Below are 16,291 nucleotides of genomic sequence, written 5' to 3'. Positions count from 1 at the left end.
ATATCCGGGTGTCTTGTCAACCTAATCCGTTTGATAACCAAGACCAGCATCAAATAGTTCTTGTTGAATTTTAGTAAAACTTTCTTCTGATGCTACTTTAATGAGATGCGTATGAATACCAGCCGTTAATTCTGATAGCAATCGGCCTTTATGTCCATTAAGTTTTGTCATAAATTCATTAATATCATTTTCCGTTTTAATCAGTAACGTTCCTGATAATTCCCCATAGATCTCATGGTTAATGGTTACATTTTGAACCTCTGCACCGTTTCGAATTAAGAGCTCTAATTCTTCTTGCACACGGTCAACTCGATGTTTACAAACAATCATTTTAATGATTTTATTAGGTGCTTGATCGTAAGTATAGCCGTTGAATGAGGCTAATATTTGCTCACCCTGTGCTCTTAACAAAGCAATATCACCCACAATTGTTTGTCGACTAACTTTGAATTGTTGCGCAAATTGATTCGCACTAATTGCATTCGCATTATTATATAGCTGCTCTTTGATACTTTCTTGTCTATCTTTTCCGTTCATGCCGCTCACATCCTCACTAATCGTTAGTTGTATTCTACCATAATTTTGAATACTTCTATTAAAATCAAATTGACTTCTTTATTGTCGCCATTTACAATGAAGTAGCTAGTCTTTTGTCTCTGTAGCTCAGCTGGATAGAGCAACCGCCTCCTAAGCGGTAGGTCATCAGTTCGACTCTGATCAGGGACATACCAAATAAGCCGCAACCATTTCAATTATGGTTGCGGCTTATTTATATTTAACCGTTGATGCAATAAGTGACGCCTGAATATTGGTAATCAAAAGTTGGATATTAACGAGTGGTTCTTTCTTTCCACTCAACAGCCATTCACGCCAAATACCATAGACACCAGCCGCCATAAAGTTTGTATAATATTTTTGATTGTCTGGCACTAATCCCGACCATATATTTTGTTTCTGATACATCCGAATGATATTTTCATTAAATATTTGTTGAACGATGGTTTCGAATCCCTGCTTCATTGCTAAATCCAATGGATCCGACAGTTCATCAAATAGATGTGCCATGGCTCGCAGTTTATCTTCTTGGGTTAAACCCTTACTCACATCGTCGAAACTCTCATTGAAAATGGGCGTTAAATAACGAATAAGAATATCATCAAGCGTTTTATAATTTCTATAAAATGCCATTCGACTGACACCTGCTCGCTTAACTACCTGAGTCACGCTTAAATCAGTTAGTTGATTCGTTTTTAGTAATTGCAGCAATGCCGTAGTTAAGTAGTCTTCAGAATCTTTTTTTATTAGTTGTGCGTGGTTGGTCGCTGACATAACACATTCTCCATTCTGTCACAGATGCTGACTCTTCACTTGAATTTTCCTGTCATTTAACCTAATATATCGTTATTGACGTTACAAGTGTAACGCAACTTAGGAGGTACTTCAAATGAAAAAATTAGTTTTGGTCACAGGTGGTAGTGGATTTATCGCTTCACATATTATTTTACAACTATTACAACAAGGCTATGCCGTTAGAGCAACTGTCCGTTCAATGGCAAAAGCCAACTATATTAAAGAAATTATGCACAGCAGCGGTATTCAAAATAATCAAGATTTATCTTTTATTGAAACGAATTTAACCAGTGAAAAAAATTGGCCGGCAGCAATGGAAGGCGTCTCATACGTGATGCACGTTGCATCGCCCACGCCAAAACTAAACTTCAAACATGAAGAAGAAATGATTAATCCTGCTGTAAATGGCGTCCTCATGGTTTTACGGGCAGCACAAAATGCTAATGTTAAACGCGTTGTTCTAACATCAGCTTATGGTGCCGTTTTTGCCGGTCATCATAACCGTCAAACGCCTTACACTGAAAAAGATTGGTCTAATTTACAAGATACTCATATCCATCCTTATCAAAAATCAAAAACATTGTCAGAAAAAGCCGCTTGGGATTTCATTCAAAATGAGGGTCACAATTTAGAACTCTCTGTTGTAAATCCGGTTGCCGTTATGGGACCCGTCTTAGGATCTGTTTACTCACATTCAAATATTCAAATTCAACAAATGATGGATGGTGACATTAAAGCAGTCCCTAATGTTAACTCGGGTTACGTTGACGTCCGTGACGTTGCCAGCTTGCACATCCTCGCGATGACTTCGGAAAAAGCAAACGGTGAACGTTTCTTAGCAACGACTGGTGAAACACTTTCCATGCTAGATTTAGCTCATATTTTAAGAGATGCTTTTCCAAGTTATGCCAACAAATTACCTAAGAAAACAATTCCAAATGGCGTCGTCAAATTTGCGGCTATCTTCCGTCCAAATTTACGGATGGTTGCCTCTTTAGTTGGTAAATATGCCGATACAAGCAACGCAAAATCTATCGATTTATTAGGTTGGCACCCTCGTTCCGCTAAAGAATCCGTCATTACAACCGCACAATCTATGATTGATTTAGGTATTCTAAAAAAATAAAATTTACGCTCGTAGTTAATTTATTGACAAATAAAGGATTGAATGCGTTTTTTAATCGCATTCAATCCTTTTATTTGTTTATAGTTCTACGCCATTTGTTTTAATGACATCTTGGTACCAATAAAATGAATCTTTTCTTAGTCGGTTCAACGTTCCGTTTCCATCATTGTCTCGATCGACATAGATGTACCCGTAGCGTTTTGCCATTTCTCCGGAACCAGCACTGATTAAATCAATACAGCCCCATGATGTATAGCCTAAGCAAACGACCCCGTCCGCAATTGCTTCACCCATGGCCTGAATGTTTTCGCTAAGATAAGAAATTCGATACTCATCATGAATCTTATCGCCATCTTCCACAATATCTTTTGCGCCTAATCCATTTTCAACTACAAATAAAGGTTTCTGATAACGGTCGTAGATTTGATTCATGGTTGTTCTTAACCCAAGACCATCTGTTTGCCAACCCCATTCGCTCGTTTTCAAATAAGGATTTTTTAAACTTTCAAAGACGTTCGCTGCAGTTGTATCCGTTATTTCAGGATCAGCACTAGCTAAACGTGATGAATAGTAACTGAACGAAATAAAGTCAACCGTATTTTCAAGTAAGTCTGCCGCATCAGTATCAGCCATTTCAATGGATACACCCATATCTTTGAACAATCTTGCCGAGTAACTTGGGTAGTAGCCACGTGATTGAACATCGATAAAGAAATAACCTTCTCGATCTTTAGTCATTGCCTCAAAGACGTCTTTTGGATTGGGCGTATTAGGATAAGTTACTCCGGCCGCCAACATACATCCAATTTGAAAATCAGGATTAATTGCATGCGCCATCTTAGTTGCTAATGCAGAGGCCACCAATTGATGATGCGCCGCCTGATATTTAACTTGTTCAGGATTATCGATACCTTCTAAATCTAGCCCGCCACCCAATAATGGAATGTGTAAAATCATATTTATTTCATTAAATGTCAGCCAATATTTAACTTTATCTTTGTAACGCATGAATAATACACGCGAAAAATTCAAATAATTATCAATCATCCGACGATCAGCCCAACCATTCATTTTCTTCAACATCCCTAACGGCGTGTCAAAATGATTAATTGTGACAAGTGGTTCCATCCCCAATTCAATACATAAATCGATCACTCTGTCATAAAATTGTAAGCCTTTTTCATTTGGTTCTTTTTCATCACCTTGTGGAAAAATTCGTGGCCAACTAATTGATATCCGGAATGTTTTGAACCCCATTTCCGCCATTAATCGTAAATCTTCTTCGTAATGATGATAAAAATCAACTGATTCATGACTAGGATAGAAGTCTTCTTCCATTTTCATTGCTTCTTTTGCGTTAAATAAGTAATCCCAACGACCATGATGGGCATCTGGTAGGATATCTACTAATGATAATCCTTTACCATCAACATCATATGCCCCTTCAAATTGGTTGGCCGCCGTTGCGCCACCCCATAAAAAATTATCTGGAAAATTTGATTTTGTCATTCTATTTGCCCCCTAAGTTAATTTCTAAATCTAGTAAATCGTCACCAACAATCACATTTGAGTGTTCTTTAGCAATCGCATTAACTTCTTTATATCTTGGTGTATTCGTTACAATAATCGGCGTAATAATTTCATATCCGGCTTTTTTAATTTCATCAATATCAAACTTAAGTAACAAATCGCCCTTTTTAACGACTTTATCCATTTCAGTTTGAATTTCAAAGAATTTACCACCTAATTCAACCGTATCCATCCCAATATGCATCAAGATTTCAGCACCACTATCTGTTTTCATGCCAACCGCATGCCCTGTTGGGAAAACGAGTGAAATGACACCATCGGCTGGTGCATATAGTTGACCTATCTCAGGTAAAATAGCAATTCCGTTACCCATTGCACCAGAATTAAAGACCGGATCTTTCACGTCAGCTAAAGGTAATACTTGGCCTTTAAGTGGGCTAACAAGAACTTCTTCTTCAACTTGTTCTGATTTCACTGGAGCTGAAGCAGTTGTCGTAGCGTTCGTTGTTTCAGCCACAACAGGGACTTCTTGATCCGCTTTTGTTAACCCGAACATCATTGTTAGGACATATGATAAAACGAATGAAACTACAATTGCGATTGGTACGGCGTAAAATGACATATCAATCCCTGTTTTAGGATTTAAGTAACTTGGAATTGAGAAGATTCCTAATCCACCAAGTAGGTAACCTTTTGTTCCAAATAACCCAAGAATCATCCCACCGATAGCGGCTGAAATACATGTAATGACAAATGGTTTTTTACGAGGCAAGGTAATCCCGTAAATAGCGGGTTCCGTGACACCAAATATACCTGAAATAAATGATGAATAACCAAGTGCTTTCAATTTATTATTTTTAGTTTTAATTGTGATCGCTAAAACGGATCCGATTTGGGCAAATGTTGTACCCAGCATCAAAGCTAAAATTGGATCTGACCCTTGTGTTGAAATGTTGAGAAGTGCGAGCGGAATAAGTCCCCAATGTAACCCAAAAATAACAAGGACTTGCCATAAACCACCAAGCACTGCCCCAGCAGCAATTGGACTAAGTGAATAAACTGCCGAAAATCCGGTTGCGACGATATCGCTGGCCCAAGTTGTAAGGGGGCCGATGAATATAAAGGTAATTGGAACGACTACAAGTGCTGTTAACATTGGTACCAAGAATGTTCGAACAACTTCTGGAATCCTTTTTTGGAAAAAGGGTTCAACTTTTGATGCAAACCAAATTGACACAATAATAGGTACAACTGACGATGCATAACTCATCATAATCACCGGAATACCTAAGAATGTCATGTAAATAGGTGATTCAAAAATGGTTCCTGCAAATAAAGTATAAAGTGCCTTACCACCCGTTGCGGCCAATGTTGCTGGTAATTGGGCCACAATTGTTGGATAGACTAGGGATGCCCCTATCACCATTGCCAACAATGGATTAACGTGGAATTTCTTACTTGCGCTGTAAGCCAAAATAATTGGGAAGAAGTAGAAGAAAGAATCTCCCAACGCATTTAAAATGATATAAGTTCCAGATGTTGCTGCCACCCAGTTAAATGCGACAAGCATGGCAACCAACCCTTTGATCATACCTGTTGCAGCTAAGACACCTAAAGTTGGTGCGAAAATACCTGAAATCATATCGATAAACGCATCAAGCGGTTTCATTTTTTCGCCGTCATCATCTGGTACAATTCCGTCTCCGGCAAGTCCGCTCCCTTTGACCAATTCATCATAAACTTCTGGTACTTGGTTACCAACCACCACTTGGTATTGGCCACCACTTTTAACAACTGTAACAACGCCATCCATATCTTTTAAAATATCGGTGTTAGCTTTATCTTCATCTTTCAATTTAAATCTTAACCGCGTTGTACAATGGACAACACTATTAACGTTGGCTTCCCCACCCACGTTTTTTAGAATATCTTTAGCTAATTTATCGTAACTCATTATAATCACTCCTTTTATTTTTTTGTAAATGAAAACCCAGCTATTCATTCCTGCTCAAAAAAAGCTGAGTCTGAAATGAGTAACTGGGTTTATGCTTGCTTATAAATGGCAATAACACACCTAATTATCGATTTATTTAATTTTCTTCTTGCCTGTGGGTCACGCGCCAAATGTGTAACACTAAGTAAACTTGCTCATCCGCTTGTAAATCCCAATTGGCACGTTCTCTAATATAATGCACAATCTTTTCCACAGTCTTGTAGACTTGTGGGTAACGACTAATCATCATCGCGAGTAACTCGGGATCAAGTTCTGCACGGTCAATCTCGGTATTATTAAAATGTCTAATGAATAAATAACGTAAATGTGACACAAACCGACTATAATTAAAGGTCTTTTCGTCAAGAATAATACCAGTATCCAATTGAATAATATTAATAATTCCTGAAATAAGCTCTGACATTTTCATCGAATCTTGGACGGCATGTCCGCCTTCTTTGACGTTAATGAGATGGTATGTCAGTAAAATAAGTTCATTTTTTTGAACCGAAAGATTGAACTCCGACTCAATTTTTTGAATTCCGGCCTCTGCAGCATTAAATTCAACTGGAAATAATTTTTTTATTTCCCAGTGAACAGATTGGTCATTCAAAAACATTTCATCACTGTTCTTCTTGAGCGAGTACTGCAGATGGTCAACCAAAACTAAAAATTGAACGTCGTCAAACTTAACATTAATTAAAGGTTCAACCACATTAACAAGTGCTGAAGCAACCTCTAAAACCTGCGCATCAAATCCCGATATGAGTTTCATTGTATCTGAATCTTCCTCAGCCTTGAAACGGCGGTCAATTTTAGCGTCATCAATGATATCTCCAACGTGATAGCCGAATCCAATCCCGTTACCGATAACGACCCACTCAATATTATCGGATGATTCAACTAAAGCCGCATTGTTATTAAAATTTTTAACAAACTTCACATTAAACCACCCCCCTTTCCATAAAAAAAGACCCATAAATACAGACATTTACACATCTCCATCAATAGGTCATGCCTGATCGAATCAGTAACACTCATTTCATCTATTAGTGTACCACCATATGTAAGCGCAATCAACAATAGCTTTATTTTTTTATAAATAACGACCGTTTTCCTGGATCACTTTTTGGTACCAGTAGAACGAGTCCTTCTTATAACGTTTTAATTCTTTCGCACTTTCTTCATCGCGGTCAATATAAACAAAACCGTAACGTTTTTGGTACCCATTTGACCAACTTAGCAAGTCTGTAAAGCTCCAAGTTGTATAGCCAATCACTTTAACGCCATCAGATATGGCTTCTTTAATCGCCTTGATATGTTCATTAATAAAGTAACTTCGGTAGTCATCATGAATCTGATGGTCTTCTTCTAATTTATCGTAAGCGCCAAGTCCATTTTCAGTAATCAGGACGGGTAAGTCATAGCGACTATCAATTCGTCTTAAAGCAATTCTTAGTCCCTCGGGATCAATATTCCAATCCCAATCGGTTTGTTTTAAGAATTCATTATTAGTTGTCTTGAACATCCCCGGAACACCACTTTCAGAACTGGTCCCTTTTTTACCTGTATTATTTTCTGCTGCAAGTCCAACACCACCAACTAACGGATTAGCCGCAATTGTCTGCGTCTGATAGTAGTTTAATCCCATAAAATCTGGTTTTCCAGCAATTAACAAGGCCTGGTCTACTTCGGTAATCACAGGTGCCGTTCCACGCTCAGTTAACCATTTATAAATCATTTTAGGATAACGACCGTAAACGTAGACGTCCATCCAAAAATGAGCAGCATAATCCTCGTAGTTAGTTGCTGCTACTTGATTTTTAGGGTCGCCATTAACCGCATAACCCGGGCTATAAGCGAAACTGGGTCCGATTCCACCTTGATAATGGCCATCATGGAATGTCTTAATCGCTGAGGCATTTGCCAAATTAGCAATATGATTTGCGGCGTACATCCGTTTTTCATCATTAACTGCTGGGGGATGACTTTCCATTTGGTAGCCATGTGAAATAAAAACATTTTGTTCATTCAATGATACCCAATGATTAACGCGATCACCAAACGCATCAAAACATGTTTTGGCGTAGTTCGTAAAATCGGACACAATTTCGCGTGACTCCCAACCACCATACTCATCTTGCAAAGCCTGAGGTAAATCCCAATGATAGAGAGTCACAACGGGTTCAATCTGATTAGCAATCAGCTCATCAATTAAACGATTATAAAAATCGATTCCCTTTTGATTAACTTGCCCTTTACCTTCAGGAAAAATTCGTGTCCAAGCAATTGAAAAACGGTAGGCTTTTAATCCCTGTTCTTTCATTAAAGCAACGTCTTCTTTAAAGCGGTGATAATGATCAACAGCTACATCACCATTGGTTCCTTTAAAGGTTTTTCCGGGAATTCGAACGAACTTATCCCAAACTGATAATCCCTTCCCATCCTCTCGGTAGGCACCTTCAATCTGGTAGGCCGCCGAAGAAGCACCCCATAAAAAATCCGTTGGAAAATGGCTCATTTTTTCATATTCCATTTGTTATCTCCTTAGAAGTAATCACTTAGTATCGGCTGATCTTTAATCAAGGCACGATCAAATGCAGTTACATCACCCGATAAAAACCCATATTGTTTTAATTGTTTCATTGTTCGATAACCCATCATACTACGCGTTAAATTCTGAATATCAGTGACTAAAGTTGGCTCTTTATCCGTTATTTTTTCTACTGTCGTCTGCCCGTTTATATGGTTAACTTGCCATTGACCTTCATTGTCGGCAATATTGGTATCTTTAACTTGAATCACAATCGCATCAAAATCATGTTGGTAAGGATAACGCGTCAAAAAATCAGCGACATTCACAATTCTTGCCATCATATATGGTTTTATTTTCACGTCAACTTGTGGATTAGCCAACAAATCTGGTAATGGTTGACCAATTGGGCTCTCATAGCTAAACCATTCATATGCTGATTGATGTTTAATCACGAAGTTTTGTAATTGAAGCCAACTCTCACTTGTTTGATAAACCCATTCAACTATTTTAAATTCATTAGCTTCTCTTTGATATACGAGGTATCCTTCTAGTTCATTTGCCTCGTTATAATAAACGGCCGTCTCCCAATTAGGATGTTTTTCGGCAGAATACGTTAACCACCATTCTGCCCGTTCAATTCCACCTTGTTGTGATAATTGATTCTTTTTGTATATTTCATTAAGGTCATTTTTAACTTCTGAATATGGGTGGCGTTCAACATGGCCAATTGCCTTCACTTTTAATCGAGGCAAATCCTTCGCATTCATTCGGTAAACAGTTTGGTCAAACGTTGCTTCATACCCAAACTTACGATAGAACGGATATGAAAATGGGGCTAAATAAGATAGCGTTGTTCCATCTTGATACATTTCATCTAAAGCTAAATTCATTAATTGACCAATACTACCTTGCCCAGCAAATTCAGGATAACTTGCGACATAACCAATTCCACCCATTTTGAACGAGGCACCATGGAAATTAGTCATGAACGGTGTATTAATCACCCCACTGACCACTTGACCCGACTCAACGGAACCCCAGTCAGATGAATGGTCATATAGCTTTTTGAAAAAACTTTTTCTTTCAGCTGAAACGGTTTTATTAAATGCATAAATTGATAAATCAAAGTATCCGTCAAAATAATTTTTATCTAACTTAATATTTGTCATGGCCATATGTAACTCCTTTTATGTCTAGATTAACTTCTTTAAATATAGCACGGCAATGCCACTCTTGCAATCGCTTACAGATTAAGGCAATAAAAAAATCACCCAAATAACTTTGGATGATTGCTCTAATTAATCGAAATGTTCTGCTTTAGGTTTACGTCTTTTTCCTTTATTCTTTTGATTTCTCAAACGAATTTTACGATGTGGTTTCTTAATAGGTTCATCAGATTCTTTTTGGCCCACAGCAGTTTTAGCTTTTACTTCAACTGGTTTAGGTTTTTTAACTTTAGGTTCAACCGCACGTTCTGGACGTTTAGTGACAATAGCACCCTCGTATAAGTAGCCTTTTTCAATTTCAAATGGCGTATTTTTTAAATCTTGTTTTAACGTTCGTAAATCATGTTCGTTTCCAAGATTAATGACCATTCCTTCAGCACCCATCCGTCCCGTTCGGCCGACACGGTGAATATACGACGTAATATCTTTTGGCATATCATAATTAACAACTGCTGATAACATCGGGATATCTAGGCCTCGAGCAGCAACATCCGTTGTTAACAACAGTTTGATCTCATGTTTATGCAATTGCGATAAGGCATTTGCCCGGTTAACTTGGCGTTGTTCACTGTCTAAAACAGCAACTGGTACATGATCGTATTTTAATTTCTGAGCCATATCTTGTAGGGATGATAATTGATTGAAGAAAACTAAGGCATAGAAATCCTCTACATTTGCCAGACGACGTAACGTTGACTGACGTTTACGAGTTGGTGTTTCAATGGCATAATGGTGAACGATTCCCTGCGTTTGGTCAACGTCACGAACATCGTAAGTCGTCACATCTGCGCCAAACCATTTTTTTAAATCATCTAAAATTGCTGTTTCAGTTGCAGAGAAGAAACTTAATTGAATACCTGCGGGAGCTTGGCTAATTAACTCACGACAAGTCGTTAATGTTTCGTCCGTTAATAAATCATCAGCTTCATCAATCACGACTGACATAACTTTGTGCAACTTAATTTTTTTATCTTCGGCCAAATTTAATAAACGACCTGGAGTTCCAACAATAATTTCAGGTTTTTTCTTTAAATTTTCAATTTGGCGTTTCATATTTGCGCCACCAATAATTGCTTGAACTTTTAAATCAAGTTCTTTAGCCCACGGACGGATTACACCTGCTAATTGCATAGCCAATTCTTGTGAAGGTGCGATAACAAGTAATTGGATGCCATCCTTTGGTGTTAATCTTTCAAGTAATGGCAAGCTAAATGCTAAGGTCTTACCTGATCCAGTTGGTGCTAAACCAAGGACATTTTCACCAGTTTTTAGGGGTTCATAAACGGCTTCTTGAATAGGTGACCGTGTTTCAAAACCTTGTTCTTTAAAATATGCATCAAATTTTGGATTCATTTTAGTCTCTTTCTTTTAACTTCTAGGATTAGTTTTAATAATTAAGTATAGCATATAAAAAATAAGCTTCCATTGATTCATGGAAACTTATCTCAGTAATTCCTATTTATGATCAGCTGGAAATTCAATTCCGGCACTTTGTCTTAAATCAAACAAGACTTGGTTAACCGTTGTACTAAGTGCTTGCCACTTCTTGTAGTCCGCAATACTTGCAGCATCCCCAGGATTATTTATTACCCTAGCAAACGCATTTGCTTCAGCTAACATCGGATTTTTTGCTGGGAATTGACTCAACATGTCTTCTTTATCAGAGCCATCTCGATAAATAACCTCATTCAATTCAGCGGCGTTATCCATCACAATAGTATCTTTCAATCCATAAATTTCACTCGTTAAATATGAATTAGCTGTCTTACCAACATTCAATGTAACGTTGAAATCTTTGTAAGTTAGAATTGCGACACCTTTACCGTCAACGCCCGTTGGTAACATCGTTGGGTAATATTGCACTTTGAGTGGTGCACCAAACCAAGCAATGGCATCATAGACAACGTAAACGCCAAGATCCTGCAAAGCACCACCGGAGAATTTTGGTGAGAAAATATTAGGTTCTTCACCAGCTAAAATGGCATCATAACGTGATGAATATTTCATATAAGTTAAGGTTGCCCCTTGAATTGTTTCCATCTCCGTTACTTTTTGTTCAATAATTTTGAAATTTTCCTGATGTATTTGACGCGCTGCTTCAAAAAGTTGGCTTTCAGGATGTTTTTTTAGAATCTCTTGAATTTCAGCCATTTCTGTTGGATTCGATACCATCGGCTTCTCAGCAATGACTTTTTTACCCGCTTTAATTGCTAATTTAATTTGTTCAAAATGTAAGCTATTTGGGGATGCAATGTAGATGGCTTCAAATAAATCAGAAGCAAAAAAATCTGTCACATTATCATAGAAATTCGTTGCCCCATATTGTTCACCAAAATCTTTAGCTTTTGCTTCGGATCTTGAATAAACACTCGTTAATTTGAATTCTTTTGATTCATGAGCCGCTTCAATAAATTGACCAGTAATCCAATTCGTACCAATAATACCTAATTTAATCATATTTGCTACCTCCATTTTATTATTGGTTCCATTATAACAATAGTTAAACCGTTTTCATAATAATCTCTTTGTGTCAATTTTGTGACGATAGATTACATTTAGATATATTTGGGGCAATATATTCCGCTTGTTAGATAAAAGTGTTATATTTAAATAAAGTAGTTCTAATAGGAGGGGTAGGCGTGAAGAAGCGTAGTTTTGCACTATTGGGTGCATCATTTTTTATTGGATTAACGAAAGATATCAAATCAATAACCGCACCAAAAACTAAGGTTTCTTTACCTATTTTTTATGCCGGTCATTGGTTATTTTACGATGAAATTAGCCACCGACACCATAATCTAGATATTTCATCAGACCTCACGATTCGAATTGACGAGCGTGCACTTAACGGTGAAGTAGAGCGTTTAGACGAACGTGAACTGAGTTTCTTAGACGAGTATGGATTTCACCTAAGAATTGACGCGAATGATCAAGGTCCAATCAGTTTATTTGATGAAGCAGATAACCGCACCTATCCCATTAAATTAGCTCCGATTAAAGAACCTTCGGAACCTAAAATTGAAGATGAAGATTAACAGAATTTTGTTGATTTTCACCTTCAATTTTTTTGTTTCATTACGCGATTATATAGTCTAAAATAGTTAAATACGCATTCCAAATAGAAACGAGGATTTTTAACCATGAACAACGATCACTTAAAACGAGATATTGGCTTTTTTGCCGCGTTATCAACTGTCATGGGAACAGTAATTGGCGGGGGCGTCTTTTTCAAAGTCTCAAGTGTCACACAACAAACTCAATCCGCTAACCTAACCCTATTTGTTTGGTTACTTGGTGGCTTTTTAACCATTTGTGCTGGACTAACCGCCGCAGAACTTGCGGCCGCAATTCCAGAAACAGGTGGCGCAATTAAATATATCGAATATACTTATGGCCGCTTTTCGGCATTTCTACTCGGTTGGGCTCAAATCATCATCTACTATCCCGCAAATATTGCGGCACTTTCGATTATTTTCGGGACACAATTCATTAACCTATTTCACCTTAATGCTAATTTGACTATTCCAATCGCTTTAGTGAGTGGCATTAGTATTACCTTAATTAATTTTTTAGGCGCAAAAGTTGGTGGCGCATTTCAGTCAATTTCATTAATTTTAAAATTACTACCTATTATCGTGATTGTTATCTGGGGTCTTTTTACGCCAGCGCATGTTTCATTTAGCTTAATCCCCTTAACATCTGGCGCACACAACTCCTTCTTCACTGCTTTGAGTGGTGGCCTACTTGCGACTATGTTCGCTTACGATGGTTGGATTGGTGTCGGAAATATTGCTGGCGAAATGCATCATCCAGAACGTGATTTACCAAAGGCTATCATTTTTGGCCTATTCTCAATTACGATTATCTATACGTTAATTAACTTTGTTTTTCTTAAAGCATTGCCCATTTCGGAACTGGCCGGCAATTTAAATGCCGCTTCAGACGCTTCGTTGCAATTATTTGGCCGATTTGGTGGTAAATTTGTTACCATCGGTATTTTAATCTCGGTTTATGGCGCAATTAATGGCTATACCTTGACTGGCATGCGCGTTCCCTACGCGATGGCATTAGAAAACCAACTTCCCTTTAGTAATTGGTTAAAACGTCTCTCTCCTCACACAAAAGTTCCTTATATTGCTGGCTTCTTACAAATTGGTATTGCCATTATCATGATGTTTTTGGGTAGTTTTGATTTGTTAACAGATATGTTGATTTTTGTTATCTGGATTTTTAACGTGCTCGTTTTTATTGCCGTTTTCATTTTAAGAAAACGAGAACCCGCTCTAAAAAGACCTTATAAGGTACCGTTATACCCAGTAATTCCCATAATTGCGATTATGGGGGGCCTCTTCATCCTTGGCGCAACTTTACTAACGCAGACAGGCCTGGCTTTGATTGGTCTATTAATGACTGGGATTGGTATTCCTGTTTACTTTATCCATCGTAAAATACAATCATAATTAAAAAAGCATTCAACTTTTAACGCCCGAAATGGCCATGAAAGTTGAATGCTTTTATTTTTATAAAACGTTTAAGTAATCTTTATAACCAGCCGCTGCCATTTCCTTTTCAGCAATGAATTTTAATGAGGCGGAATTGATACAATAACGTAATCCACCTTGATCTTGAGGTCCATCAGGGAAAACATGACCTAAATGTGAGTTGGCTTCGCCACTTCTCACTTCCACTCGTTGATGACCTGGAAGACTATTATCCGCTAGTTCGGCAATCTTAGAACCCGGAATAGGCTTAGAAAATGATGGCCAGCCACACCCAGCATCATATTTTTCTGCTGAACTAAAGAGTGCTTCACCGCTAACAATATCAACATAGATACCTTTTTTATAAAAGTCATCGTACTTACCCGTGAATGGCGCTTCTGTCGCAGCATGTTGCGTTACTTCAAATTCTTGTTTCGATAAGCGTTCGCGTAACTCTTTTTCAGTTTCTTTTGTCATATGAAAACCCTCCTAATCCTCTAAGATAATTTACATACTACGCCTTTTATTAGTGAATACAACTATTTGGCACCAAATAATCACATCAAAAGCAAATCTTTTTTAATGTGATTTTAATATTATAAATTTTCACCATTTGACTTAATTACTTCTTGATACCAACCAAATGATTTCTTTCTAGAGCGACTTAATGTTCCTTTTCCTTCATCGTCCAAATCAACATAAATAAAGCCATAACGTTTAGACATTTGACCAGTTGATGCACTAACTAAATCAATACATCCCCATGGTGTATATCCCATTAAATCAACGCCATCATTGATTGCATCAGCCATTGCTTCAATATGTGCACGCAGATAATCAATACGATAATCATCAACAACAAACTTATTTTCATCTGGTTCATCTTTTGCACCGAAGCCATTTTCAACAATAAATAAAGGTTTCTGGTAACGTTGATAAAGTTCATTCAACGCAATTCTCAAACCGGTTGGATCAATTTGCCAACCCCAGTCACTGGCTTTCAAGTATGGATTCTTAACCCCACCAATGAGATTCCCTTGAGCACTATTTTGCGCCACATTCGTTTCATCAACCGTTGCTGACATATAATAACTAAATCCAATATAATCAACAGGATTGGCTTTTAGTAATGCCAATTCCTCTGGCGTTGTCTCTAAATCGCTAAACTTGAACCCATATTTTTGCATCAAACGATTCGTATATGTTGGATATTCACCACGCACTTGAACATCACCACAAAAATGGTTAAATTCTTGATTTTGTTCAAGTGTTGCCATTTGATTAATAGGATCAGAATTATAACTATATGTGGTTGCATATAAAATCATACAGCCAATTTGTAAATCAGGGTCCAATTCGTGTCCAGTTTTGACAGCCATTGCCCCCGCTACAAACTGATTATGCCATGCTTGGTAAACATTTTGCTTATCGTTTGCACCGTTACTTGCAACTAACCCTTGGCTCATCACTGGAAAATGTAAAGCGCTATTAATCTCATTAAAAGTCATCCAATACTTAACTTTAGCGTGGTACCGATTTAAAACTGTTTCAGAAAATCTTGCATAAAATTCAATTAATTTTTTATTTTTCCAACCACCATAAGTCGTCACTAAGTTAAGTGGTAATTCATAATGCGAAATCGTAATCACAGGCTCGATATTATATTTTAAACATTCATCAATGACTTTATCATAAAAGGCTAATCCTTCTTCATTTGGTGTTAATTCGTCACCTTGTGGAAAAATTCGTGACCATGCAATTGAAAAACGATACGCTTTAAATCCCATTTCAGCAAAAAGGGCAATATCTTCACGGAAGCGATGGTAATAATCAATGCCATCATGATTGGGATAAGTATATTTTTCAGTATCAATTTTCCAATTAAAATCAGGTTGATTGATAATATCAAATCTCTCGGTTCCACCTGGTAAGGCATCCGGAACTGATAGTCCTTTCCCACCTTCATTGTAGGCCCCTTCAAGTTGATTAGCAGCCGTTGCGCCGCCCCATAAAAATCCTTTTGGAAATTTTGTCATTTAAATTCCTCCT

At 37.5% G+C, this 16,291-nt stretch carries 14 protein-coding genes and 1 tRNA gene; 4 read left to right on the top strand and 11 right to left on the bottom strand.

Annotation, left to right across the window (positions count from 1 at the left end; all coding sequences use genetic code 11):
* Positions 1-21: 21 nt before the first annotated feature.
* The gene (locus N0K73_RS03745; protein ID WP_057974444.1) at positions 22-537 is read right to left on the bottom strand and encodes a transcription repressor NadR; all 516 of its coding nucleotides are present in this window, start codon (positions 535-537) and stop codon (positions 22-24) included.
* Between the two features lie 115 nt (positions 538-652).
* Between N0K73_RS03745 and N0K73_RS03740 the strand changes: the two genes are divergently transcribed.
* Positions 653-726: transfer RNA gene (locus tag N0K73_RS03740), tRNA-Arg, on the top strand.
* Between the two features lie 39 nt (positions 727-765).
* Here the strand turns inward: N0K73_RS03740 and N0K73_RS03735 are convergent.
* A complete protein-coding gene (locus tag N0K73_RS03735) occupies positions 766-1,329 on the bottom strand; it encodes a TetR/AcrR family transcriptional regulator (RefSeq protein WP_112250523.1) in 564 nt (187 codons plus the stop codon).
* A gap of 115 nt (positions 1,330-1,444) precedes the next feature.
* Here N0K73_RS03735 and N0K73_RS03730 point away from each other — a divergent pair, with 115 nt between their 5' ends.
* On the top strand, positions 1,445-2,476 hold the full coding sequence (locus N0K73_RS03730; protein ID WP_112250525.1) for an SDR family oxidoreductase: 1,032 nt from the start codon (positions 1,445-1,447) through the stop codon (positions 2,474-2,476).
* Positions 2,477-2,554: 78 nt separating this feature from the next.
* Here N0K73_RS03730 and N0K73_RS03725 read toward each other — a convergent pair whose 3' ends face one another.
* The 7 genes from N0K73_RS03725 to N0K73_RS03695 all read right to left on the bottom strand — a co-directional run bounded on the left by N0K73_RS03725 (position 2,555) and on the right by N0K73_RS03695 (position 12,218).
* Complete coding sequence (locus N0K73_RS03725; RefSeq protein ID WP_112250527.1) at positions 2,555-3,985, bottom strand: 6-phospho-beta-glucosidase; 1,431 nt, start codon at positions 3,983-3,985, stop codon at positions 2,555-2,557.
* A gap of 1 nt (position 3,986) precedes the next feature.
* Entirely contained in the window at positions 3,987-5,960 is a 1,974-nt protein-coding gene (locus tag N0K73_RS03720; RefSeq protein ID WP_112250529.1) for a beta-glucoside-specific PTS transporter subunit IIABC, read from the bottom strand.
* Between the two features lie 136 nt (positions 5,961-6,096).
* On the bottom strand, positions 6,097-6,942 hold the full coding sequence (locus N0K73_RS03715; protein WP_181647387.1) for a PRD domain-containing protein: 846 nt from the start codon (positions 6,940-6,942) through the stop codon (positions 6,097-6,099).
* A 153-nt stretch (positions 6,943-7,095) separates the two neighbouring features.
* A complete protein-coding gene (locus N0K73_RS03710; protein WP_112250533.1) occupies positions 7,096-8,535 on the bottom strand; it encodes a glycoside hydrolase family 1 protein in 1,440 nt (479 codons plus the stop codon).
* A gap of 11 nt (positions 8,536-8,546) precedes the next feature.
* Positions 8,547-9,710, bottom strand: a complete 1,164-nt coding sequence (locus N0K73_RS03705) for a GNAT family N-acetyltransferase (protein WP_284068610.1) — start codon at positions 9,708-9,710, stop codon at positions 8,547-8,549.
* 123 nt (positions 9,711-9,833) lie between these two features.
* A complete protein-coding gene (locus N0K73_RS03700; RefSeq protein WP_112250537.1) occupies positions 9,834-11,114 on the bottom strand; it encodes a DEAD/DEAH box helicase in 1,281 nt (426 codons plus the stop codon).
* A 102-nt stretch (positions 11,115-11,216) separates the two neighbouring features.
* A complete protein-coding gene (locus tag N0K73_RS03695; protein WP_112250539.1) occupies positions 11,217-12,218 on the bottom strand; it encodes a Gfo/Idh/MocA family protein in 1,002 nt (333 codons plus the stop codon).
* A 182-nt stretch (positions 12,219-12,400) separates the two neighbouring features.
* Between N0K73_RS03695 and N0K73_RS03690 the strand changes: the two genes are divergently transcribed.
* Together N0K73_RS03690 and N0K73_RS03685 are read left to right on the top strand one after the other, a co-directional pair.
* On the top strand, positions 12,401-12,796 hold the full coding sequence (locus tag N0K73_RS03690; protein WP_057974420.1) for a DUF4828 domain-containing protein: 396 nt from the start codon (positions 12,401-12,403) through the stop codon (positions 12,794-12,796).
* Positions 12,797-12,901: 105 nt separating this feature from the next.
* Complete coding sequence (locus tag N0K73_RS03685; protein WP_112250541.1) at positions 12,902-14,221, top strand: APC family permease; 1,320 nt, start codon at positions 12,902-12,904, stop codon at positions 14,219-14,221.
* 60 nt (positions 14,222-14,281) lie between these two features.
* On the opposite strand, the gene msrB is transcribed toward N0K73_RS03685, so the two are convergent.
* On the bottom strand, positions 14,282-14,719 hold the full coding sequence (gene msrB, locus N0K73_RS03680) for a peptide-methionine (R)-S-oxide reductase MsrB (RefSeq protein ID WP_057974422.1): 438 nt from the start codon (positions 14,717-14,719) through the stop codon (positions 14,282-14,284).
* Positions 14,720-14,838: 119 nt separating this feature from the next.
* The gene (locus N0K73_RS03675; protein ID WP_284068353.1) at positions 14,839-16,278 is read right to left on the bottom strand and encodes a glycoside hydrolase family 1 protein; all 1,440 of its coding nucleotides are present in this window, start codon (positions 16,276-16,278) and stop codon (positions 14,839-14,841) included.
* Between the last annotated feature and the right edge of the window lie 13 nt (positions 16,279-16,291).

The sequence above is a fragment of the Dellaglioa algida genome, from assembly GCF_030127605.1.
In the GTDB taxonomy this organism is placed as follows: Bacteria; Bacillota; Bacilli; order Lactobacillales; family Lactobacillaceae; genus Dellaglioa; species Dellaglioa algida.
The sequence above is the reverse complement of the archived record's forward strand: the minus strand, read 5'-3'. Positions and strand labels throughout refer to the sequence as shown.